18 protein-coding genes are annotated in these 23,355 nt (G+C 38.4%); 7 read left to right on the forward strand and 11 right to left on the reverse strand.

Annotation, left to right across the window (positions count from 1 at the left end; genetic code table 11):
- Positions 1 to 18: 18 nt before the first annotated feature.
- The 4 genes from AC2JBO_RS03755 to AC2JBO_RS03770 form a co-directional block, all read right to left on the reverse strand.
- Entirely contained in the window at positions 19 to 1,677 is a 1,659-nt protein-coding gene (locus tag AC2JBO_RS03755) for a GAF domain-containing sensor histidine kinase (protein ID WP_496952284.1), read from the reverse strand.
- A gap of 157 nt (positions 1,678 to 1,834) precedes the next feature.
- Positions 1,835 to 2,287, reverse strand: coding sequence for a response regulator (locus AC2JBO_RS03760; RefSeq protein WP_496952285.1), 453 nt, complete (start codon positions 2,285 to 2,287; stop codon positions 1,835 to 1,837).
- Positions 2,288 to 2,335: 48 nt separating this feature from the next.
- Complete coding sequence (locus tag AC2JBO_RS03765; RefSeq protein WP_496952286.1) at positions 2,336 to 4,582, reverse strand: ATP-binding protein; 2,247 nt, start codon at positions 4,580 to 4,582, stop codon at positions 2,336 to 2,338.
- Positions 4,583 to 4,624: 42 nt separating this feature from the next.
- Positions 4,625 to 5,431, reverse strand: coding sequence for an FHA domain-containing protein (locus tag AC2JBO_RS03770; protein WP_496952287.1), 807 nt, complete (start codon positions 5,429 to 5,431; stop codon positions 4,625 to 4,627).
- Positions 5,432 to 5,802: 371 nt separating this feature from the next.
- Here AC2JBO_RS03770 and AC2JBO_RS03775 point away from each other — a divergent pair, with 371 nt between their 5' ends.
- The gene (locus AC2JBO_RS03775; RefSeq protein ID WP_496952288.1) at positions 5,803 to 6,039 is read left to right on the forward strand and encodes a hypothetical protein; all 237 of its coding nucleotides are present in this window, start codon (positions 5,803 to 5,805) and stop codon (positions 6,037 to 6,039) included.
- A gap of 182 nt (positions 6,040 to 6,221) precedes the next feature.
- On the opposite strand, the gene AC2JBO_RS03780 is transcribed toward AC2JBO_RS03775, so the two are convergent.
- Complete coding sequence (locus AC2JBO_RS03780) at positions 6,222 to 7,466, reverse strand: response regulator (protein ID WP_496952289.1); 1,245 nt, start codon at positions 7,464 to 7,466, stop codon at positions 6,222 to 6,224.
- A gap of 255 nt (positions 7,467 to 7,721) precedes the next feature.
- On the opposite strand from AC2JBO_RS03780, the gene AC2JBO_RS03785 reads away from it, so the two are divergent.
- On the forward strand, positions 7,722 to 8,366 hold the full coding sequence (locus tag AC2JBO_RS03785; protein ID WP_496952290.1) for a hypothetical protein: 645 nt from the start codon (positions 7,722 to 7,724) through the stop codon (positions 8,364 to 8,366).
- Here the strand turns inward: AC2JBO_RS03785 and AC2JBO_RS03790 are convergent.
- Positions 8,329 to 8,535, reverse strand: a complete 207-nt coding sequence (locus AC2JBO_RS03790) for a hypothetical protein (protein WP_496952291.1) — start codon at positions 8,533 to 8,535, stop codon at positions 8,329 to 8,331. The two genes, AC2JBO_RS03785 and AC2JBO_RS03790, sit on opposite strands and share 38 nt — an antisense overlap.
- 32 nt (positions 8,536 to 8,567) lie before the next feature.
- Here AC2JBO_RS03790 and AC2JBO_RS03795 point away from each other — a divergent pair, with 32 nt between their 5' ends.
- Genes AC2JBO_RS03795 through AC2JBO_RS03805 form a run of 3 tightly spaced genes read left to right on the forward strand, consistent with a single transcriptional unit; the run spans position 8,568 to position 13,836 of the window.
- Positions 8,568 to 10,868 carry a BON domain-containing protein gene (locus AC2JBO_RS03795; protein WP_496952292.1) on the forward strand — a complete coding sequence of 767 codons (2,301 nt, stop codon included), beginning with the start codon at positions 8,568 to 8,570 and terminating at the stop codon, positions 10,866 to 10,868.
- Between the two features lie 28 nt (positions 10,869 to 10,896).
- A complete protein-coding gene (locus AC2JBO_RS03800) occupies positions 10,897 to 11,421 on the forward strand; it encodes a Rab family GTPase (protein WP_496952293.1) in 525 nt (174 codons plus the stop codon).
- A gap of 48 nt (positions 11,422 to 11,469) precedes the next feature.
- Positions 11,470 to 13,836: a PAS domain-containing hybrid sensor histidine kinase/response regulator gene (locus tag AC2JBO_RS03805; protein ID WP_496952294.1), complete on the forward strand. Its 2,367-nt coding sequence runs from the start codon at positions 11,470 to 11,472 to the stop codon at positions 13,834 to 13,836.
- Between the two features lie 53 nt (positions 13,837 to 13,889).
- Here the strand turns inward: AC2JBO_RS03805 and AC2JBO_RS03810 are convergent, their stop codons facing one another.
- From AC2JBO_RS03810 to rpe, 4 genes are all read right to left on the reverse strand, one after another.
- Entirely contained in the window at positions 13,890 to 16,262 is a 2,373-nt protein-coding gene (locus tag AC2JBO_RS03810) for a response regulator (RefSeq protein WP_496952295.1), read from the reverse strand.
- Between the two features lie 330 nt (positions 16,263 to 16,592).
- A complete protein-coding gene (locus AC2JBO_RS03815) occupies positions 16,593 to 17,792 on the reverse strand; it encodes a DNA double-strand break repair nuclease NurA (protein WP_496952296.1) in 1,200 nt (399 codons plus the stop codon).
- A gap of 161 nt (positions 17,793 to 17,953) precedes the next feature.
- Positions 17,954 to 18,733, reverse strand: coding sequence for an HAD family hydrolase (locus AC2JBO_RS03820; RefSeq protein WP_496952297.1), 780 nt, complete (start codon positions 18,731 to 18,733; stop codon positions 17,954 to 17,956).
- Positions 18,734 to 19,072: 339 nt separating this feature from the next.
- The gene (gene rpe, locus AC2JBO_RS03825; protein ID WP_496952298.1) at positions 19,073 to 19,780 is read right to left on the reverse strand and encodes a ribulose-phosphate 3-epimerase; all 708 of its coding nucleotides are present in this window, start codon (positions 19,778 to 19,780) and stop codon (positions 19,073 to 19,075) included.
- Between the two features lie 105 nt (positions 19,781 to 19,885).
- On the opposite strand from rpe, the gene AC2JBO_RS03830 reads away from it, so the two are divergent.
- Positions 19,886 to 21,475: a S8 family serine peptidase gene (locus AC2JBO_RS03830; RefSeq protein ID WP_496952299.1), complete on the forward strand. Its 1,590-nt coding sequence runs from the start codon at positions 19,886 to 19,888 to the stop codon at positions 21,473 to 21,475.
- A 66-nt stretch (positions 21,476 to 21,541) separates the two neighbouring features.
- On the opposite strand, the gene AC2JBO_RS03835 is transcribed toward AC2JBO_RS03830, so the two are convergent.
- Positions 21,542 to 22,120, reverse strand: coding sequence for a prolyl hydroxylase family protein (locus AC2JBO_RS03835; RefSeq protein WP_496952300.1), 579 nt, complete (start codon positions 22,118 to 22,120; stop codon positions 21,542 to 21,544).
- A gap of 245 nt (positions 22,121 to 22,365) precedes the next feature.
- Between AC2JBO_RS03835 and AC2JBO_RS03840 the strand changes: the two genes are divergently transcribed.
- Positions 22,366 to 23,283, forward strand: a complete 918-nt coding sequence (locus AC2JBO_RS03840) for a hypothetical protein (protein ID WP_496952301.1) — start codon at positions 22,366 to 22,368, stop codon at positions 23,281 to 23,283.
- Positions 23,284 to 23,355: the final 72 nt, after the last annotated feature.

The following is a 23,355-nucleotide window of genomic DNA, read 5'->3' on the forward strand; positions in this document are numbered from 1 at the left end:
TCAACTAAAGGCTGGTAATTACGAACCAGCCTTTTCAGGATTTTTATTTGCCAATTTTTTGTTTTTAGGTAAATAAACAGTCACTAAAGTCCCCTGCCCAACCAGACTATCAAGGTTAATAGTGCCACCGTGTAATTCAACACAGGAAGAAGCAATCAATAATCCCAAACCTGTACCTGGAATTGTATCGACGTTACTGCCACGATTAAATGATTGAAACAAGTTTTTCAGTTCTGTGTCTGGAATACCAATACCTTCATCCTGAATATAAAGTATTATCTCTGTTTCTTTATTTAGCACGTGAACGGTTATGTTTCCACCATCAGGAGAATATTTAATCGCGTTTGATAGCAAATTTGTAAACATTTGTCGCAATAACCCCTTGTCCCCCCAAAATGATTCACTACTACCAGTAACTTTAAAAATTAACTCGATATGGTCGCCTACTACCAAGCGGTGTTGTTCTAACAAATCGGAGAAAAAATGCGTCAAGTCGAGAGGCGCCGCTTTAAACTTGGTTTTATCGAGTTCAACAGAGTTGACGAACAGCATGTCATCAACAAGCTTTGACAAATGTCGAGCTTTTTGCTCAATTATTTCTAAAAAACGCTGCTGTCTTAACACGTCCAATTTATCACCATATTTATGAAGCGTCGATGCTGATGCCAAAATCGAAGCTAAAGGTGTGCGGTACTCATGAGAAACTGTACTAATAAATTTGGACTTAAAGTCATTAAGTTGCTTTTCTTTCACAAGCGATGCTTGAGTTTGCGCTAATAGTTCAGCTTGTTGAATCGCAATTGCTAGCTGTACTGAAACTTGATTGAGAATTTCAACTTCGTCAGGTTGCCAAAGCCTGTCTGATGAAGCGTGATGGGCAACTAACACACCCCACAACCGACTTTCATGACTTATATGTATTGGGATAACTAAATCTATTTGTTCATGATGATTTAGAATTAACTGATACGGATGTTTCAAACCAGATTCATAAATACTACTGACTGCACCCGAACATTGCCAATGAGAATGGGTGCCTGTCGTCTCAACTTGCTTACAACTCCCAAATAATTGAGCATGTGGGCTAGAAGATGATTCCATCAACTGCGCGTCACTAAAAAAATCTGACGCAAACTGATACACAGCAACACCGCACTTAAGCAACTTCTGTAACTCTTCTACCGCCGTATACAAAATTTCCTCTAACTCAAGCGATTGACGAATTCTTAACGCTGTTGTTGCAATTAAGCGCTGCCGTTCTTGAGTTTTACTCAACTGCGCTTGCAAGGAAAATTGCTTAATTGCATTTCTAACCGCTAACTGCAATACATCCGATTTTAAATTGTTTTTAACTAAGTAATCTTGGACTCCAAGCTTCATTGCCTGTACCGCCAATACCTCATCGCCACGACCAGTCAACATAATTACGCAAGGTCTTTCGTGTAAACCTTGACTTGTAAGATACTGATAAAACTCAAAGCCGCTCATCTCCGGCAGATGTAAATCAAGCAAAACCACATCAAATTGCATCTGCTGCGATAGTGCCAGCCCAGTTTCCGCCGAATCTGCCTCCACTATTTCATAGCTGAAGTCGGGGTCTTTCAAGAGGTATCGACGATAGACTTTTCTATCTTCCACACAATCATCAACGATTAAAAGCGTCCTGTTATCTGACATAGCAGCAATAGGGAGATAATTTATCTCCGCCAACCTTTTATAGACAGTTTTTTAATCAAAATTCTAAATAAATTATAAATATAATTTAAATATATACACAAACAATATAGTGATAATCACACTACTTTGTAACAAATCTTATTAAAACTCAATCAAACTATTCGTTCTTCGGCGCCACGTTTGAATCTAGCCAGTAATCAACGAACGCGCGCATAATATTATGAAGCTCTTGGTAGTCCATTGGTTTAATTAGATACCCATTAGCACCTTTTTGGTAGCAAAGTTGAATATCTTTGGGGTTTGCGGATGTGGTAAATACAACTATGGGGATTTCTCTAAAGGTTATATCTTGCTTAATTCGTTCAAGAACATAACGACCATCGATACCTGGTAAATTCAAATCTAGAAGAATAACCGAAGGTCTAGGTGCTATTTCAGGATTATCGTAAACGCCCTCACGATAGAGATAACTTAAAGCTTCATCTCCATCACTACAGCGGTATATAGGATTTTTAACGTCAAGGCGCCGCATCAGTCGCTTCAAGATGTTAAAGTCTTCGTTGCTATCTTCCACGACAAGCAAGGCTTCTTGTTGATCTTTATTTATCATGAGTCAATAGTTTTTTTTTAAATTCCATAAGAAATATTAATTTAATTATTATATTGTAAAGAAAAATGTCGAACCTAGTCCATAAGTAGATTCTACCCAGATTTTACCCCCATGTCGCTCAACAATTTTTTTGGCAATCGCTAATCCGGCACCAGTACCACCACCGTATTTTTCTCTGGTGTGAAGTCGCTTAAATAAACGGAAAACAATTTCTTGGTGATGAGGTTGGATACCAATACCGTTATCTTGAACGTAAAATATTAATGAATCTGTGTCAATGCCCTTTTGAAGTTGCTCGGTGGAATCAAGATAGCCAACCTCAACCCATTTATCTGCTTGGTCGTTATACTTGAAGGCATTACTAATCAAGTTTGTAAATAGTTCAGAGATCAAAACTGGGTCACAATCTACCAAAGGAAGTAATTTAGGTATACGAATGTCAAAATTATCCCCTTGCCGACTCGCACGAAACATTTCTATTACTTGTCTAAGTAAATCATTTAAATCAACTGATTGTGTTCTAAGTTCGGTTTGTCCTAATTGAGACAATCGCAGTAAAACATTAATCAGCATATCCATACGCTGAGTTAAAGTGAGTAAAGTATTTAATAACTCCACCCCTTCTGAATCGAGTAGATGCGCGTAGTCTTCGATTAAAATATTCGAGTAATTATGGATACCTCGTAACGGTTCTTTTAGGTCATGGGAAGCTGCGTAAGCAAAAGAATCTAGTTCTAAATTACTCCTTTCAAGTTCGAGGTTAATTTTCGCTAGTTCATCGGTTTTATTAAGAACAATACCAACTACCGCGTTTCTTAAATTAAGAGCGCTATCGATTTCGCACTCCAACCAAGGAAGCGAAGTTAACTTCACCGTTTCTTGCCATAATGCGAATGATTTACGTGGAGAAACTTTTAAATTACCCTCTTCTGTTACTTTATATATGGGGTCGGGTGCGCCTCCCCAGTTCACTGTTTGCAAAACTTCAGGACGGAACCAGAGAATATAATAGCGACGTACACGAGAAATACGCAATGTTAGCAAGCCAGAAGCTGTATCTTTAAACGCGAGAGATTCTGGGTAAATTTTTGGTAATGAGTTGGTATGAAACAAATCATCATCGATAGTATTTTGAATCCATTCGATTAGTTTACGAACTTCTTCAATACAAGGTGTGGCGCCAACCAAAGTAATTTCATCACCTAAACAAACGGCACAACCATGTGCGCTAACTACATCAAGTAGACGAGGTTGAGGGGACACAAGTGCATCAAGAAAATTATTAGCACTAGATATTGAAGTAATGAATTGCGATTGTAGTGATTGGAGTTTACTTTTATAATCAAGTCTTTGATGAATAATTCTATTCCCCAATTCAAGCGAAATAACTTGTCCAAGGAATGTACAAGCCTTTCTAATTTCCAAAGGTATATATTTGGGAGTTAAGTTGTGGCAAGAAATTAAGCCCCAAAGTTTTTGTTCCTGAAGAATTGAAATGACTAAGAGCGCACTTAAGCCCATATTTTGATGATACTCAACACAGCATTTGTCGATACTTCGCAGTAATGCTTTTGTTAAATTTAGAGGTTGTTTGGTGTGTGGGTTATCGAGCGGAATGAGATTACTGTATTGAACATTCAGGTTTGGGATGTAGCGTAACGAAGTCTGTGTATATATTTTTCGAGCAGCTTCAGGAATATCAGTAGTTGGAAAATGTAGTCCTAAATATGATGATAATTCTTCGTGCTTCGCTTCGGCTATTACTTCCCCGGAACCAGTATGGTCAAATTTATATATAACAACCCTATCAAAACCAGTAATACTTTGTACCTTCGAGACAACTATACGAAAAAAATCATCGAGTTTAGAAGTTTGTTGAATTTGTAATATAATATCACCTATCAAAGAACGAAAACTCAAAAAACTCATTTCTGATTTTGAGACCGTCGGTTCCAACTCCAGAATAATACTTGCCTCGCTTTGATGAATTACCGCATCAAAGCATTTCTCACCTTCAGGAGTAGTGAGTGTTAATTTCAAAAAATCCAAATTAGTTTTAGCCTGTAATAAATCTCGAAGCGCACTCAGATAGTTGGCGCCAAATAAAGTAGAGAGCGGTTGGTTGAGTAAGTCTTGAGATTTTCTACCCAAGAATTCTTCTGCATTATCACTAATTTGCACAATTCGCAAGTCTTCTAACTCATCGCTTAGTGCAATCAGAACTCCATGTGGTTGAATAGAGCCAGGTATGTGAATATGGTCGTAGTTATTGATATCAGATATCGTGCTGGTCATGTATGATAGTGACGGAAACAACTTGCTTTTTAATTGTTTAAATTATTTCTTCAAAAACTTTGGTTTTGTTAGAGTATCTAATCCATAACCAAACACTTTACCAGTGGTCATTAATAAATATCCCACAACAAATAATGCTCCAGCACAAATCACAGACAGTAAATTTACTGACGCAAAGAAATTACCAGTAAACATGATTGTAGCTAGACCGAGTGCAATTAAAATCCATCCTAGGTTACGGTTAAATCGTCTCTGAAGTAGGAAGACAGCGCCAGCAATGCATAATATCAAACCGGGAATACGCACGAAAAATCCGACTTGAGTATTAGCCGCAATTACAATTATCGATGCAACTATCAAAGCTAAACCCGCGAATTTACTCGTTTTGTCAACTTGGGTTGAAAGCTGTTTTTGTGCGACTATATTTTTGGCTTCTGGTTGGAACACAGTTTGAGAGGATGGTATATAACTTGTTGACCCTGATGGCGCCTTGGTTTTATGTTGTAGTACAAATGTAACTTTATTTTCCTTTCCCAGTGAAATTTTATCACCTAACTTGATTCTAGAGCGTTGCAATGGTTCTAACAGTTGACCATTGAGATAAGTCCCATTGGCACTGGCATTATCAACAAGGTAATAATTGCTACCATCAAAATGGATGAACGCATGTTGGCGCGATACAATATCAGTGTTCGGCAAGCGAGCGACATTAACCTCCGGTACAATTAAATCATTAGGTTTACCGATACGTATTACATCTTGCTGTGGCAATTCAAACAGCGTATTGGTTTGAAGATGAACTAGTTCAAGCGGATTTGTTAGACTCACAACATCTGTATCTTCTTGCATAACTTGTTTTTAAACGCAAGTGGTGAGTACATTTTAGCTTTATTCCATCTTTGGATAGTAGTATTTTGTTGGTGTTCAAAGGAGAAAAACCCAGAACTTCGTGAGTTTTGGGTTATTAAACGAGACGATAGATAATCTAGTTATTTTATTCAACTGGGGTTTTATCAGAATGGTTAATGCTACCTGGAAATTTTTTCTTCATCAACCACATATTCAATATACAAAACCAAATGTGACAAAGTTGTGACATTAATTAGTAGAAAATGCTGAGTGCTGAGTGCTGGGTTGAGTTAGAAAGTGCTGAGTGCTGAGTGCTGGGTTGAGTTAGAAAGTGCTGGTAAAGCAAGATATATCACGTTTGTAGAAGAGTTATGAGTTGCTACTCAGCACTCAGCACTCAAAACTCAGCACTCGTTTTAATTGAGTGTAAATACTTACGTAACGTAGATAAAACTTTTTCAGCGATAACAGGTTTGGACATGAAATCTGTGGAGCCAACTAGCCTCGCGCGCATTCTATCTACCAAACCATCGCTACCAGTTAAGATAACTACAGGCGTATCGGTAATAGAAACTCCAATTATGACCTTGGTACGATTGAATATTTAAACTACCGCTATACTTGAACTGCGTACAATGTCTTAGTTCGTCAAGTAGGTTATCGGACACCATGAGTTGAAACGCACCGTTTATTGACTAATTATTTTTCATATAAACAATTATATTTCTAAATTTTCTACTTTACCACCCCGTGTTTAAAGCACGCGCATTGCTTACTACGGGCATCAAAATTAACTCGCATAACTTATAGATAAAGATTTCGGCGCCATTGATTGTTTAGGCAATATATTTGTATTAGCAACTAAATATTTATTTACTATATTAATAATTTGTTCTTCTACTATTGGCTTAGTGATAAAATCTGTTGACCCAACAACTTTCGCGCGCATTCTGTCAAAAAAACCATCACTACCAGTTAAAATAACAACAGGTACTTTTGCAAAAGCTGATACCCTACGTATTTGTGAGCAAACTTCATAACCGTTGCTGACTGGCATGATTAAATCTAAGAAAATAAAGTCTGGTTTTGTCTCAATTAATGTGAGTAAAATATTTAAAGAGTTTTGAATGGCAATAAACTTCATGCTATTGGCTACGATAATCTTCTCCATGAGCATACAAATTTGAGGACTATCATCGATGCAAGCAATTAAAGGAGTTTTTGAAGATTTTACTTGCGGTGTTATAGATGTATTTTGATATGAACTAATGTGTTCTTCTATTGGTTTTTTGGAAAATAGTGGAGAATCGTCCACTTCAACTAATTCAACAATTCCTCTTAAAATGTAAGGAAGTAAGGAACGAGTTAGCGTTAAAACATCATGCTTCATTTTGACAGCTAAGTCACGCAGGGTATATTTACCTTTTAATACCTTGACGAAATTTGCGTATACTGTGGGATTAACTAAATGTTGAAGCTGTTCAGGTTGTCTTAGAACGGGTGCAGAGTCAGGAGAAAAATTTGCTAAACCAGCTTCACACCAAGAATTCCATGATTGATACATATAACTAAGTGACATATCAGTACTAGATAGACTCATTGGCGCATCCAGAATTACGTCTTGGCTGCGCTGACAACTCAAACTAGTACAATTGACTTGTTGTGCTAAATCAAATAGAAGTTCGGCTATTGTAGCATCGACAACTGCGATTACTTGCTGACGTTTGATCTTATCGGTCTTGCACAAAGTTTCTAAAACAGTATATCCCCAATGTTCAACTGCCGTATCTTCCGCACGCAGTTGCATTGCATCAAGACTAATTTGTGGGCAATACTGTGCCATGTGTCTCAAAAAGCGTCGAAATGGATGTGCGGCGCCAGTTGCCCAAACGATTCGTCCTAAACGGTAATAAAATGAGAACTTATAACCTTTACAAGATTGAATTTCAAGCCTGCCATTGAATTGTAAGCGAGTACAAGTCTTAAATTCGTCGAGTAAGGTAACAGGGATAATTGACACAGAATGCAGCACCATCAGATAACCTCCTTTTTCGGCTATAGTTATTTAGCATAGTTTGAGAGTTGTGACAAAGTTGTGACAAAACCGGGTTTATCTAAAAAATCGATTCTCAAACAAATTTCATCAAGCTTGATAAAAAGTATAAAAACCTGGGAACAATAAACGAAGAAGCCATCAACAGGGTTCCCTAGGTTCTGAAATGACCAAGTAGAAATACTTTGATTCCCATAAATGCGGTAGCTAATCTATCATTACAAGGCAGGTTTTTCAATGAGTCAGATGACAAAGGACGATGTGCGTGAACGGCTAGGCAATATTGACCAAATTCGCGATATTATCTTTGGTACTCAAATTCGCGATTATGATGGTCGTTTTGGCAAGCTCGAAAAAGACATTTCGATGATACAGCAAGAAATGCGCGCGACATTCGAGCAACTAAAAGCAAATTTTTCCGCTGAGTTGAAAGCAACAAGCGAGATAATGGAGAAAAAGCTCAAAACACTCTCGTTGACTAGTCAGGAAGAAACTGCCGACTTACGACAGCAGCTTGATCGAGTCAACCGTAGGTTTACCAGCAGTTTTCAGACCCTGGATGAAGAGTTAGATACTCAAACCAACTCGATACGAGAAGAACTATTTCAAACCAAAGGTAAACTACAAGAAGACATCTCAGGACTGCGTGACTTGGTTTTACAAGAGCTTGAGGAACGTTTTGGCGCCTTAACAGAGGATAAAGTTTCTAAAGAGGATATTGCCGAAACCTTATTTGCCCTAGGAATGCGAATTCGTGGTACAGAGTTTATACCTAAGTTACGCGAAGCTGGAGATGATGCTTCTAAAGGTTACAAGTCTTTACCCTTCATTATGGAAGGCGCCTCTAAAGTATTAAAACACGGCAACGGCAACGGTCAATAGTGCTGAGTAATGAGTGCTGAGTGCTGAGTAATGAGTGCTGAGTAATGAGTGCTGAGTGCTGAGTAATGAGTAATGAGTGCTGAGTAATGAGTGCTGAGTGCGGTCGTGTAGAGACGCGATTAATCGCGTCTTGAAATACAGTATAAATTAGTAAATAACCATTAAGCATTTACCCAGTGTTATCAAATAAAGTTTAGTGATATGGCTCAGGTGGCAAATTTCGATAGTAAATCTAGCAGTACATCTAATAGCACATTTAGTCATCAATTGAATAATCAACCTACAACCTCAAACGAGGAACAGCTAATATTGGAGGGGTTTATAAGTCTTCTTGCTGACCTCAAAATTATTGACCCACCTGAGACTGTCACCTCAAGTTCTGAAGATATACCAACTATTGAATATGAAGAAATATTACATCAACCAACCTCAACCAATTTAGAATTCCATTCAACATCTGATTCAAAACCAAGTAATATTATCGACATCACAGAATGTCATTTTAATTCTAGTAGTAAGCCTAATTTATTTACTGATGTAGATTACGCAGTAATTAATCCTCAAGAACAAAAAAAAGAAGAAATAAACTCCCGCTCTTCCCTTGAAGGGAAGGGGGTCGGGGGGTTAGGTTATTCAAATGACGATAAATCAAATGCTGCATTTGAACAATTACAAAACATTTTAGTTGGCGCCGAATTAACAGATTTACAAGCCATCACAGAAAAACTAAATCAAAGTCTAAGCAAATTGGAGCATCAAATTTATGAACCCTCAGCTTTAATTGAGTTACTTGTACCTTGCATTCACGAAATATTAAGACTCAAAATCGGCGAGTCGAAGGAAGATATAGTAAAAGTAATCACTCCAATTATCGATGAGGTGATTCAAAACCGTACTGACCAAGATAAAGTTAGTATGGGTACAGCTCTCGCTCCAATTCTCCCTGAAGCAATTTCTCAACAAATTCATAACGCACCTGAAGAAATTACCGAAGCTCTTGCTCCCACTATGGGACGAGCAATAAAAAAACAAATCGAACTTGAACAGGATACAGTAGTTGATGCTCTTTATCCTATTATCGGTAGTACGATTTCTAAATATATGGGTGAAACTATCCGCGCGATTAATCAGCAAATTGAGGATACTTTTAGTGTCAAAGGTATCCAACGTAAAATCCGCGCTAAACTACAAGGCATCTCCGAAGCAGAATTAATTTTTAGAGAAGCAATACATTTTACTGTTCAAGCTATCTTCTTAATTCATAAAACATCGGGTTTAATTATTTCAGATATTCAACGTTCCGATACTGAACGACTTGAATCAGAAATGATTGCCGGGATGTTAACTGCTATTCGGAGTTTTGCGAACGATTGTATTAGTCAATCCGGCGCCTCTTCGGAATTGGATGCTATCGAATACGGTACTTCCAAAATAATTTTAGAAGTTGCTGGCTATTGTTATCTAGCTATTGTTGTCAAAGGCGAGCCACCAAAACAATTTTTACATCAAATGCGGCAAAAGCTAATTCAAATAGTTCGAGAGCATGGAAATATCATCGAAAATTTTGATGGCGACCCAGCAAATATACCTAATGGAATTCATCTTACCCTCGAAACTCTCAAAGATTATGAGCATCAAAAATTAGATAAAAATCATAAAAATAAACCATCCCCCTTACTAGTTATTAGCGTTGGGATTCTCGGCGCCATTTTTATTCCTTTAGGTATTTGGAAATATCATAGAGGACTAATTCAGAGTGTTGAAAACAAGACCGAAGAAGCTTTAGCTTCGGCGCCATCCCTTTCAGTATACCGTCTTAATGTCAAGGAAAATCATGGCAAACTCAAGTTAACAGGACGAGTTCCCAATCAACTTTTAAGTCAAAAAGCTGGAGAAATTGCTGCTGCGGCTGCTCCCAAGTGGTCAATAGATAATCAAATATATGCAGTCGAAGTACCACCAGACCCTGTAATTGCTGCCGCTGAAGTCAAACGAGTCACCGACGTTTTTAATTCATACAAAGGCACAGCTATTTCTACTCAATATATAGATAATCGAGTTTTGATTCAAGGTAGTGTTAGAAACAGTTTGGACGTTACAATGATTCAAAATGCATTTGAAAAAATCCCAGGTGTTAGGCTTGTTTCTAGTACTATCGAAGTACCACCTGCAAAAATGGGTATTAGATTTTACTTTAGTGCTAATTCTGAAACTCTTGTGACAGAAGATTTCCAATCAAAAGTTAAGCAAGTTAAGTTGTTTCTAGACCAGTATCCAACCAAGCGTTTGAAAATAACGGGTTATAGCTATTCTCCGAATGGAGCAAAAGAATTCCAACAGCTAGCACGCTTGCGCGCGCAAGCTGTAAAGCAAGCGCTAATTGCTAAAGGTGTCGATAGCGCGCGTTTAGAAATTATTGCTAGTACTAGCTTACCACCTGGGGTTGATACCGCTCAACCTGAATGGCAAAGGCGTTGTGTAGTATTAAAAGCAGAAACCTAGGATGTTAAGCTCAAAGTGAAAAATTATTATGTCAACAGTATCTAAAAAAATATGTTTAATTGGGGATTTTGGAGTTGGGAAAACCAGTCTCATTAGAAGATTTGTAGATAGACAATTTAGCGATAAATATTTATCTACAGTTGGAGTAAAAATTTCACGTAAAGCTATTGAATTAATTAACGCAGACCCACAGCAGAAAAAGGAATTACAGCTATTAATTTGGGATATTGAAGGCAGCAATAAATTTAAGGCTATTGCTTCAACATATTTTCAAGGGGCAAGCGGCGCCATTATTGTTGGTGATGTTACTCAACAGGAAACGTTGACGAGTATTACTGACCATATCCAAAATTTTTTAGTAGTAAATCCGAAAGCGTGTATAGTTGTAGCATTAAATAAATCCGACTTAATTGAGGCTGAATATTTGGATAAAATACAACAGATGTATCAATATGATGGTAATATAAACGTGTTATTTACGTATTTAACTTCTGCAAAAACAGGTAAAAATGTAGATGAAATATTTCAATTATTAGCCCATTCTTTAGTTTAGCTTATTCAGCAGTTTTCTGTCCAAGAAAATAAATTATACGTATAGAATATGAACACATTAATAAATGACCTATTGTCCATTAACGTCATAGAATATTTAATTATCTGTGAAGATTATAAAATTGTCGAAATATCTCCAAAAGTTAAGCATTTTGCAGATAATCCTAACCAAGTAAAACTAGGTAGCGATATTCGGATCACTTTTCCAGAACTAACTGGAACTGAAGAAACCTTAGATGAAATATTAAATGGTGAGCAGAAGCATTTTCCAATCAAAGGAATAAGCCGTTCACTCGACACATTTTCGCCTTTATATATAGATTTACATATAATAAAAAATCAAAAAGAATCTTCTCAAAAAGAACTAATAGTTTTCGTTGTCGATTCAACTGAGCGAATGGTAATGGAACAATCGCTCATGCAAAGTGCAAATCAGGCAAATTTTTTATTACGCAATCTAACCGCATCAAAGCAATACATCGAGCAAATTCTAACTTCGATGTCTGATGCTATGTTAACGACAACACCATCAGGGAACATTAAAAGAATTAATCCAGCTACAGTTATTCTTTTAGAATATGAGGAAACAGAGGTAATTGGAAGGCATATAACAAGTATATTTAAAGGAATTGAAGCTGCTGCTTTTGGTGAAGTAGAAGCTAGCTGTCAAACTCGAAGCGGTAAAATTATTCCTGTTGCTGTTTCTTGCTCAATGCTGCAAACCGATATTGAACATTTTCAAGGTTATGTGTACATTGTTCGTGATATGACCGAGCGTAAGCAAGCAGAACTTGCTAAACAGCAATTTATGGCAATGATTAGCCATGAAATTAGAACTCCAATCACATCAGTAACTGGAATGGCAACTTTATTATTAAACGGAGAACTAACTTCCGAACAGCGTGATTTCGTCGAAACGATTTACACTAGTGGTATTGCATTACATAAAATCATCAATGATATTCTTGATTTTTCTAAAATCGAATCTGGAAAACTTGAGTTAGAAACACAACCCTTTGAAGTTAGACGTTGCATTCATGAAGCTATTGCTTTATTGGCGCCTAAAGCCAAAGAAAAAGGATTAAAGTTAAAATTTGTAGATTCCGTAGAAACTCCCAAAATGGTAGTTGGGGATATTACACGAGTCCGTCAGATTTTAGTCAACTTGATTAGTAATGCCATTAAATTTACCAGTACTGGCAGCATTGAAATTTACGTTACTCCTAAATCAAAAGCTGATATTAATAAGAATCAATCAAATATACAAATACTGGAATTTGCAGTTAAAGATACAGGTGTAGGAATTGAGACAGCAGAGCAAGAGCGCTTATTCAAAGTATTCAGTCAAGTTAACTCTTCAATATCACGGCAATATGGAGGTACTGGTTTAGGGTTAGCGATATGTAAGCAGCTTTGCGAGTTGATGGGGGGTACAATATGGGTTGAGAGCAAAAAAGGCAAAGGCAGTACTTTTTACTTCACAATCGAGGTTGATGCAATTCCTGAAAGTGTTGCTAGTGTTGTTCATCGAGGTGCAGAACCACTGACAGTAGAGGGATTAGATATTACTGTCGATGCAAAAATTGAATTAATCGCACAGAAACATCCATTAACAATATTGTTAGTCGAAGACCATGCCATTAATCAGAGAATGATTAAGTTGATGTTGCAGCGTATGGGTTATGAACCAGCACTGGCAAATAACGGTTTAGAAGCACTCAATGCGCTACGTAGTCAACCCTATGACGTAGTTTTGATGGATATGCAAATGCCAGAAATGGACGGGTTGACAGCAGCACAACATATCCAACAACAATGGGCGCCTTTTCAACGTCCATCAATTATCGCCCTGACAGCTAGTACAATGTGGGAGCAACGCGAACGCTGTTTAGCATCAGGCTTTGACGACTACCTTAGTAAACCCATTCGTATTAATGAACTCGTCGAAGCTTTGAAAAAATGCCAGCGATTAGAGATTCAACCAGATCAAATAGAAAATAAAACAGCAAATAAAGATAATCTCTTAAATAATTCCTCAGATTCAAATTCCCCTATTGACACCAACGCTCTACAAGAAATTCTCCAGATAGCAGATTTTAATCCTACAATCAACCCCGCAGAATTTCTAATTGAGACAATAGATTTATATCTTGATGACGCTCCTAGACTATTAAGAGAAATTAAGCTAGCGCATTCGCAAACCAATTTAAAAGACCTGCAACGACTAACCCACACCTTATCATCCACTAGCGCTACACTCGGAGCAAATCATTTTGGAGAATTATGCAAAAAAGTAGAAGAGATGCTCACGCGCGGAACTTTAATTGGAATTGAGGATAAACTCGATAAAATCGAAGCTGAATACCAACAAGTTCAAACAGCACTTTTATCAGAACGCCAAAAATACGAATTGTAGGTTGGGTCTCAGAACGGAACCCAACATCACCCAACATTAAAAATTTTGGGGGGTTACAATAAAGTTTGTCGCAACCTATGCATAAAAGCGGAAATGTTGCAAGGGATATTAATATAATCAAAACATCCCAAGTTTAACGCTGTCTCAACATCCTGAGCTTGAGTAGACAGCCACAAAACTTTTGTACGTTGTGTAACTTTCGCGCGTTTAAACTCTTTGAGTAAATCTAAACCACATATATCTGGCAGATTATCCTCTAGTAAAATAACTTTACCGTACAAACTAGGGGTAGGCGCCAAAGCATCCATCGCGCGTTGTCCATCTTGTATCCATCGGACATGATAACCTCTAATTTCGAGGGCGCCCATTATTTGATTAGCGAATTCTGAATCGCGATGTAGTAAAATAACATCCATTAACGGTATTGGATGGGTTTTTATAGGTTGCCAGGTAGCTGATAATACTTGACATCCAGATTGTTTAGCTTGTTCTAATGTCGATACAGCTTTTTTATAAAGAGGTTGAATGTCTTTAGCGTCATCTGGGTACTGAGCTACACCAGCGCTAAAAGTAACGTTTACGCTTGTAATATTGTCTACATCAAACTGAATTTGTCGCAGTAATTCCAACACTTCTGCTAACCAGTCTGCACCTTCACCGCGATTTAGACCGTACATACCAATAATAAACTCGGCGCCGTTCCAACGTGAAACAATATCCTCATTCCGTAATTCTAGACGTAAAAGATGAGCTAACTTACGTAGCATTTGGTCGCCGAGTCGATGTCCATAATCACGATTGATTTGGGATAATTTATCTAATGTTAATACTGCCAAACTAAACGGCTGCTGATATTGGGAAGCTAAATGCAGGAACTTATCTATATCTTGAGTCGAACGGTGACGATTTGGTAGACCTGTTAACGTATCGGTTTCTGCTTGCTCACGCAGCAAACGCGCGCGCTCTAAACGGTTGAAAATCCGCGTTATCAACTCCGGTGCAACAACAGGTTTACTCACATAATCATCTCCTCCTGCTGCAAACACATTTTGTATCGTTTCTGCATCACGCTGTCCTGTTAGGAATAATATCGGCAACCATGCCCATTGAGAATTATTGCGTATCATTTGACACAACTCAATGCCATTTGTATGGGGCATTTGTACGTCAAGAATTAACAAGTCGGGTATGACGGCCTCTAATTCTTCCCAAAGTCGCTGTGGGTCGTTGAGAATAGTTACTTGTAATCCCCAAGGTTCAAGTAAAGTTCGTACTAGACGTGAAACCAGCTTGTCGTCATCTAGCACCATTACCTTTGCTTCAGGTTTTTTTGGAGGTTTTATAGTTTGAGTTTGAGATTGATGTATAGTATCTGGCTGGGAAGCAGATTGAACGAGAGTATGTAGCGTCTCGACTTGATTAGTTACTAATTGAAGTTGTTGTGATGTTAAGGGTAATTGGTTTTGCAAAAGCGTCTCTATATTTTGAGCAATTAAACTGGCTTGAGGTAGATTTAGTATTGAGAGTGAACCAATTAATTTGTGAGCTTCGTTTATAGCTGTGTTTACATCATCTCGAACCGCGCATTTTAACAGCGTGACTTGTTCAAGAATACTTAATTTACTTTCTTGATACATTTCTTCGCGTCTTTGTTGTGAATTACCAGAAGGCGCCTGTAAGGATTTCTTTCCTTGAATTTTATTGTCAATTATTGGAATTGGGATAGTAGTTTTAGTGGATAGTGCTTTTTGAAAAGCTGGGTTAAGACGATATCCCATTCCATATACAGTTTCGATCAAATCGGAGGCGCCGACAGATTTGAGTTTTTGTCGTAACCGTTTAATAAGTGCCCTTACTGTTTCGGGACTTGGAGGTTCATCTTCTAACGACCATAATTTACTTAGAATACTCGTCTGACTGTGAATTTTTTGGCTATTCTGCATGAATAATTCGAGTAAGCCATATTCTTTCGCAGTTAAGTTAAGCAATATTTCCCCATACCTCACTTCGCATTTGCTAGGGTCTAACTGTAAATCTCCCCACACTAGGACTGGAGAAGCTGTATTTGCTTTTCGACGCAGCAACGCGCGAATACGTGCTTCGAGTTCTGGTAGCGATATCGTCTTGACTGCATAATCATCGGCACCTGCATCAAGACCCATTATTTTATCATCGCTCACACCCCTAGAAGTTAGAAGCAGCACCGGAACCTGTAAACCCTTCGCGCGTAGCTTCCGGCAAAAGCTAATACCGTCAAGTTTTGGTAACATAACATCCAAAACAATCAAATCATAGCTAGTAGCCTCAACATAATCCCAACCGTCAATTCCATCGGGAGCAACATCAACAACATAATTCTGCTCGACTAAATTGGCTTTCAGCAGCTCGGAAAATATTTCGTCATCATCAACAAGCAGAATTCTCATTTATTTACGTAGTACATTCTCGATGGTTTGCTACCATACTTGTTAAGTAGCTTAAGGTAAAAATTATATTACAACCACCGTGAAAACAAGGAATTGTTACAAAGAGAATGATTTGACGCATGATGATCCCCCCTAACCCCCTTACCGTGTACACACAAGTCTCTCAAAGTTACTTTTCTTCTCTTCCTTTGTGTCCTTCGTGTCTTTGTGGTTCCTTAAAAAGATAAACCACAAAGGCACAAAGAACACAAAGAGAGGAAAAAAGGGGTGTTATTCAAAGATGTGTGTACACTGTAGGTCTTATTAAGGGGGGTTGGGGGGATCAATTATTTAAGCAATACTTCCTCGTTTACGCGCTTCTTTGTAGGAAGTTCCAACGTTTTTTAGCCCAGCTTTAATCATTTGCCGTTCTAAAACCGAGAAAAAGCGCGCTTTATCTCCACCTTTAACAACAGCTTGGTTGTGTGCTTCTGCAATTGCTACAGGATAACCATAACCTTTTTGGACCTGAGCTAACATTAATCCAAGAGATTCGTCAAATAGTTCTGTATCTTCTGCAACCCACCTTGGTACTTCAATCCGTGCAATTTCGGTTCCGACGTGAACATAACAGAAATAGATTTGCTGGTCTTGGTACAATTCGAGAATACGTGCGTTACTACGCCACAGGGGTCCACGCTGTCCAGGTTGGAGTTGGGTAGCCCAAAGGGTACTATCGCGTAGCGGGTCAAAAACTTTACAAGGGACTTTATCGTTTTGGTTAGGACAAAAACTAAGACAATCAGGAACAGGGTGAGTACAGGCAAGCAATCGTAAAAAGTTGACTCCCTCAACGTTACGTGAAGCGCTGAGATAACCCATTAAAGGCGCGCGACTGGATTTCATTTGACCCCATGCTTCGAGAATAGGTGGTAAAATATGTTCGCGCGCTTCTAGAGGTAACTGTTCGAGAAACCAATAAATAAGGGAACCATCCACCATTGCCAGCGTTGGAACGCGCGGATTTAAGAGCGGGGTTTGTGCGTCGAGAAGTCCACAAGCTAACTCCGCTAAAACCATTGCTTCGGAAGCAGTGCGTCGAAAACTCATCCATTCCTCAGTGCGTATTCCCCATTTACGAGAAGCATACAAGTCTTCAGGACGATAAAACACTTCAGGTAAACTATCGAGAAGTGGATGCTTATTTTGTCCGTAATGCAGAACAACTCGTCCAATATTAATAAGGTAACAGTAAGCGATTTCGTGGTGATTGGGTGCTATTTGCGAACCATCAGTAGCAATAACGGTGTGTACCTTCGGTGGAACAGGGATATCAATGCGACTATTAAGCGGTTCCATAGGAGTCGCATTCGCAAAAATAATCCGGTCTTTCCACTTATCTTGCTTCTCGACAAATTCATCCTGACGCGAAAACGCATCAACTAAATATTTCGACGCTAATTCTAAACGCTTTTGCCCTGCGGCAGCTTCCTGCGTCAGATGTTGACTCAAACCTTGAATTTGACGCGAGAGTTTTGTTAAGTCAAGCATAAAAATAAGTAAAAAGTGCTGAGTAGGAGTAGAAAGTGCTGAGTGCTGAGTGCTAAGTAAAAGTTAAAAGTTAGAAATTGTTAGTTAAAATATTGCCAATTAATCATGTCAAACATTATATACTTCCACTCTTCACTCAGCACTCAGCACTCAGCACTCTTCTAAACCCATTTGGAAAAATCTTGTGAGTATTGTGCTAATGATAACAAATGTATACGTGGGTCGTTGTGGGCAGTTAATCGTTCAGATGGAGTGTTGTAACCCCAATCTGCAAGAAATAGGGTAATATCATCTAAGTCGCTTTGCTGCTCAACTAAGTGTAAGGTGTTTAAGCGGTCTTCGATAAACCAAATATTCGCGTTTTCTGCATTTGCTTTCAATTCTCTCAATATTTCGTATTTGGGACGTTTTGCTTCTTTTCCAAAAACTACTTCGCGCGGTAAATCAATTCCTTCTTTTTGCAACAACTTGTGTGCAAATCTACCTTCTTTTGTTGTGACTATATATATTTTTATACCACTCGCAATTATACTTCTAATTTTGTCGGCAACTCCCGGATAAAATCTATGTAGACTCATCCAATCTTCTAAGTCATTCTCAATCCATTCATCGCGTAATGTATCAAGTTTATGTGCAACGTTCGATGACTGAAGATTGTGTTCTGTTAAAATTCGCTCTTTGATATTTGCCCAGTTTTTCGATATATTGTCTTCTGATATATTATCTACTATTGCCTTGATTAAAACTGGCATTTCCCAACCTGTTTCTATCACTGGTCGAAGACTATAAAATCTGGCGGCATAATCATCAGATGCTATTTGTTGAGTCGGCGCCCAAATTTGGCAATATGTTCGCCAAGCAACCTCAAAATACTCAACCATACCGTCGCAAATAACACCGTCAAAATCTGACGCTAAAATTGTTGGAGTATTTACTATCATTGTTGTCTTACCTGAAACTTAACAATCTTTGTAATTAATTAAAATTAATTTTGCTTTATCAAATAGTCTTTGAAAAGCATTTATTAATTATATAAATTGATTTATATAAACTTATCAAGTCGTTTATATTCCTGACTCCAGTAAATAGTCGGGAGTTAAATAAGGCATTAATAGTATAGATATGATAACCTGTGGCGAAGCATAAGTAAAATAAATAGTCACAGTTCGTGATGCCTGTGCCACAAATCCACAAATCCACAAATAATTATGAAAATAGGCTGCTAGTAGCAGCCCACTTGTAATCTATGATATGTAGATTTGGTTTATAAAGCCTTTTGGTTAAACCTTGGCTAATTCCGGAGTTGGACGCTTGCTGTTACGGATAGCTTCGATAGCTTCTGCGTAATTAGGAGCATTATACACAGCAGAACCTGCAACAATGGCGTTGGCGCCAGCTTCCAAAACCTGCCAAGTATTATTCGCTTTTAGTCCACCATCAACTTCGATCCAAGGGTCTAAACCGCGTTCGTCACACATTTGACGCAACTTACGAATTTTGGGCACCATCCCAGGAATAAAGCTTTGACCCCCAAAACCAGGGTTAACGCTCATGATTAATACTAAATCAACAAGATCAAGCACATACTCAATAAAATCCAGCGGAGTTGAAGGATTCAGAACTACACCTGCTTTTTTGCCATGCTCTTTGATCAAACCAAGGGTACGGTGTAAATGCGGGGATGCATTATGCTCGCAGTGTACCGTAATATGGTCGGCGCCAGCTTTGGCAAAATCAGCAACGTATTTTTCTGGTTCAACAATCATTAAGTGAACGTCGAGTGGTTTTGTTGTAACTGGACGAATCGCTTCCACTATCAGCGGACCTATGGTTATATTAGGAACAAAACGTCCGTCCATTACATCAACGTGAATCCAGTCAGCTCCTGCCTCATCAACGGCACGAACTTCTTCTCCTAAACGGCTAAAATCTGCTGATAATATAGACGGAGCAATTACAATGGGCTTTTCGGATGGCGTATGGGTCATGGCTAGTGGCTTAAGATGCGTTCAGTTTCTGTATGCATTGTAACAAAATATGAGCCTATGCTCATCTACATAATTTCATCCTACATTAACCATTCACAAAGACAAATGGCGAAAAAACAAACCTGGGTATTTTGGGGATTATTAAGTACAGCTTTATTGAGTACACCAGTTCTAGCAATTAAATTCAGTAGTTCAATAGACAGTTATGGAATCGATGCGCTCAAGCTGCATAAACCTCCCTATAATTTAACTGGGCGGAAAATTGCCATTGGTCAAGTTGAAATTGGGCGCCCAGGAAAGTTCGGAGTCGATAAAGCAGTTTCAAATAATCGAGCTTTATCACCTGTGGCAGTATTTTCGCGAACTGTGCCAGCAAAGTCGAATAGCGGTGTTGATCCTCATGCACACAATGTGGCGGGTGTGATGGTAAGTAACGACAAAGCGTTTCCAGGGGTTGCACCCGATGCAAGACTTTATTCTTCAGCAGTTGGTTCGACGAAAAGCCAAGGACAACCGGAAGAATGTATAGCAGCGCAGCATATTGCATCACAAAATGGTGGTGATGTGCGCGCGATTAATTTTAGCTTTGGAGAACCACTAAACCGTGACCCCCGTCCCGACCCTGTTCTCGATGGCAATGCGTTACTAACAATGTGCATTGACTGGTTGAGTCGAACTCAGAATTCGCTATACATTATTGCAGGAAATCAAGGTAAAGGTGGTATTCCCATTCCCACCGATAATTTTAATGCGTTGAATGTCGCATTTTCTTCGCGTCGTGGTGATATGTTTACAAAAGTAGACGTTTCCAACCTAGCTGCGGCAAACGAAGGCGTAGCTGCTCGTTTAGCTGGTAAAGAAATTAACATAGGAGTTCGCCGTTCGGTCGGTATTCTCGCTCCCGGCAGTAATATTCGGATGTTAAATCCTGATGGTAAGGTAAATAAAGTTACAGGTACAAGTTTCGCGGCGCCTCACGTGACGGGAACTATAGCTTTGTTGCAAGAGTTTGGCGATAGACAGTTGAGAAAAAAACAGCCTAATTGGAGTATAGCTTCACGGCACCACGAAGTCATGAAAGCAATATTACTAAACTCTGCCGATAAAATCAAAGACAATGGTGATGGGTTACGGTTAGGGATGACTCGGACTATTATTGACAAACAGAATTTAGACTGGTTGAGTTCAGATGCTTATAAAAACCCAAAAATACCACTTCATGCTCAAATGGGGGCTGGACACTTAAACGCATCGCGCGCTTTACAACAATTTAGTGCAGGACAATGGCAACCGAACCAACAAGTACCCGCTTTAGGTTGGGATTACAATACAATAACAGCAAATAGTTCAGTAGATTATCCATTAGCAAAACCACTCAAAGCAAATAGTTTTGTATCTTTAACTTTGAGTTGGGATAGGTTAGTTGAACTCGAAGATAAAAATAATAATCAAATGTACGATGATGGAGAAAGCTTTCGCGACCGAGGTTTAAATAATTTAGATTTATACTTAGTTCAAGACACTCCCAACGGCGCCACTTCGGTAGCATGTTCCTCAGTTAGCGAAGTTGATAGCGTCGAACATATATTTTGCCCAGTTCCAAATGCAGGTAAATACAAAATTCGCGTTCAATACACAAAACAAGTCAACGAAGCAAAACAACCCTATGCATTAGCATGGTGGACTGTACAGTAGAAAGTAGAAAGTGCTGAGTCCTGAGTAAAGAATATTGTATTTTACTCAGCACTCAGCACTCAATACTCAGCACTTATATTGCTCATACATAACATCTGTACGCAAAACATACTTTTGCCCTTGAATAACAGAGGCGCCTTCGTGTAATAATTCATGAAAAAAGCACAAAGCCATACCCGTTTTAGGAATAACAGATAAAGTACGAGTACCAGAAGCGTTTGGTAAATAAAAACAAGTTTCCCCTCCCTCAAAGGCACTATTTAAATAAATCATAAAAGTTAAAAAGCTTTCTTCGCCATTAGTTCTCAAGTAGGAACCATCTTTGTGAGGAGCAAAACGTTGACCCGGACTATATTTATAAAAACGAAAGCGTTCGTTTAATCCAACGGTGCCTCGTCTATTAATAGTTTTGGGAATATAATCTGATAAGCGCTGCCATAGGTAAACCGCACGCTCCTCATCATCAACAATAACGCGCTGGTTATTCCGCACTTCGGGACGCATTTCAAATCCTTTGTTGGTAGTAATAGGAGCGTCGGTGTAACCAAGATTTTCAGTAAAATTAATACACTCAGCGCATTCTGTTGGTGAAAGAAAATTCTCTACCGTAAAAATTTGGTTACGAAATAAATCTTTTTTACTCATATTTATACAAATGTATCAAAAATAACTGATAAATCTATCCGTTAAATCCGTTACATAATCCGTTGCCAATCTTCTTATAATCCCTATTTTACCTCAACAACCAAAGTAATATAAAATACAAACATCATTTAAAAATATAACTGAAATTTTAACCGGAATGTTCAATTAAATTATTATTTTGTTTAGTACCTTTATACGGATACTTGTATATAAAATAATTCTGGTGTATTCAAAATAATCATGAAATGACTCAATTCCCATACGACGAGTTCTCCAAAAATTATTTACAAGCACTATTAGGGACAGTAGGAGAAGTAAAGACAGACAAAAAAGTATCATCAGAAATTAGAGAAATCGATGTATACTTTGCACCATTTCCCCATCCACCTGAATCTTCAGTAGAATTAGGGTTATTAGGACGATTCGCACATACAGCAGCATTATTTGAACCGTTTCGGAATGCAGTACAACCGTTAGAAGTTTGTAGTTGTATAGGTAAACTATTCTCCACCTTTGCCGAAGCAGAGCGAAAAAGCAGACGAACAGAAACTCCCTTATCAATGGATGACTTACCACGGTTGTGGATTATATCTCCGACAGCATCGGAAGAATTGCTGGATGATGGATTCAATGCAAAACTCGACCAACAAAACTGGTGTATAGGAATACATTTCCTTGGCAAAAAGACTAGATGTGCAATTATTGCCGTTCATCAGCTGCCTGAGATACCTGAAACATTATGGTTAAGGCTTTTGGGTCGAGATGGAACTCAAAAACGAGCTATAAAGGAATTAGAAGCATTACCACTAAATAACCCATTACGGGAAAAAGCTGTTAACTTACTATTAAGTTTAAAGGCTACCTTACAACTGAAAGAACCCCCAGAAGAAGAGGGCAGGGATTTAATTATGACTTTATCACCGATTTATTTGCAAAAGCTAGAAGAAGTTAGACAAGAAGGGCGCCAAGAAGGGCGCCAAGAGGAGCGTCAGGAAGCTCTGTATAGATTTTTTGAAAAGCTACTGCAATTTAGGTTTGGTTCTCTAGATGACGAACTCAATCAAATTATTCAACCTTTGTCAGCATTGGGAGAAGAGGAGTTTATACCCTTGATACAGCAGTTATCGCGCTCTGAGTTACTAGATAGATTTAATCACAATTAATAGTCGGTGCGTGACGCTACAAGTCCTATAACTGCGTTGAAGTTTTTTCGTAGCGTCACGCACCCTACGTTT

Source organism: Calothrix sp. CBUCES-K 9914 (genome assembly GCF_059640475.1).

Bases quoted from the DNA above. Each gene is read 5' to 3' on its own strand.
- AC2JBO_RS03820 (WP_496952297.1), bottom strand. From the start codon at position 18,733: ATGATAGTAAATACTCCAACAATTTTAGCGTCAGATTTTGACGGTGTT.
- AC2JBO_RS03785 (WP_496952290.1), top strand. From the start codon at position 7,722: ATGAGTCAGATGACAAAGGACGATGTGCGTGAACGGCTAGGCAATATT.
- AC2JBO_RS03840 (WP_496952301.1), top strand. From the start codon at position 22,366: ATGACTCAATTCCCATACGACGAGTTCTCCAAAAATTATTTACAAGCA.
- AC2JBO_RS03800 (WP_496952293.1), top strand. From the start codon at position 10,897: ATGTCAACAGTATCTAAAAAAATATGTTTAATTGGGGATTTTGGAGTT.
- AC2JBO_RS03835 (WP_496952300.1), bottom strand. From the start codon at position 22,120: ATGAGTAAAAAAGATTTATTTCGTAACCAAATTTTTACGGTAGAGAAT.
- AC2JBO_RS03790 (WP_496952291.1), bottom strand. From the start codon at position 8,535: ATGCTTAATGGTTATTTACTAATTTATACTGTATTTCAAGACGCGATT.
- rpe (WP_496952298.1), bottom strand. From the start codon at position 19,780: ATGACCCATACGCCATCCGAAAAGCCCATTGTAATTGCTCCGTCTATA.
- AC2JBO_RS03815 (WP_496952296.1), bottom strand. From the start codon at position 17,792: ATGCTTGACTTAACAAAACTCTCGCGTCAAATTCAAGGTTTGAGTCAA.
- AC2JBO_RS03760 (WP_496952285.1), bottom strand. From the start codon at position 2,287: ATGATAAATAAAGATCAACAAGAAGCCTTGCTTGTCGTGGAAGATAGC.
- AC2JBO_RS03830 (WP_496952299.1), top strand. From the start codon at position 19,886: ATGGCGAAAAAACAAACCTGGGTATTTTGGGGATTATTAAGTACAGCT.
- AC2JBO_RS03780 (WP_496952289.1), bottom strand. From the start codon at position 7,466: ATGGTGCTGCATTCTGTGTCAATTATCCCTGTTACCTTACTCGACGAA.
- AC2JBO_RS03810 (WP_496952295.1), bottom strand. From the start codon at position 16,262: ATGAGAATTCTGCTTGTTGATGATGACGAAATATTTTCCGAGCTGCTG.
- AC2JBO_RS03805 (WP_496952294.1), top strand. From the start codon at position 11,470: ATGAACACATTAATAAATGACCTATTGTCCATTAACGTCATAGAATAT.
- AC2JBO_RS03770 (WP_496952287.1), bottom strand. From the start codon at position 5,431: ATGCAAGAAGATACAGATGTTGTGAGTCTAACAAATCCGCTTGAACTA.
- AC2JBO_RS03795 (WP_496952292.1), top strand. From the start codon at position 8,568: ATGGCTCAGGTGGCAAATTTCGATAGTAAATCTAGCAGTACATCTAAT.
- AC2JBO_RS03775 (WP_496952288.1), top strand. From the start codon at position 5,803: ATGAGTTGCTACTCAGCACTCAGCACTCAAAACTCAGCACTCGTTTTA.
- AC2JBO_RS03755 (WP_496952284.1), bottom strand. From the start codon at position 1,677: ATGTCAGATAACAGGACGCTTTTAATCGTTGATGATTGTGTGGAAGAT.
- AC2JBO_RS03765 (WP_496952286.1), bottom strand. From the start codon at position 4,582: ATGACCAGCACGATATCTGATATCAATAACTACGACCATATTCACATA.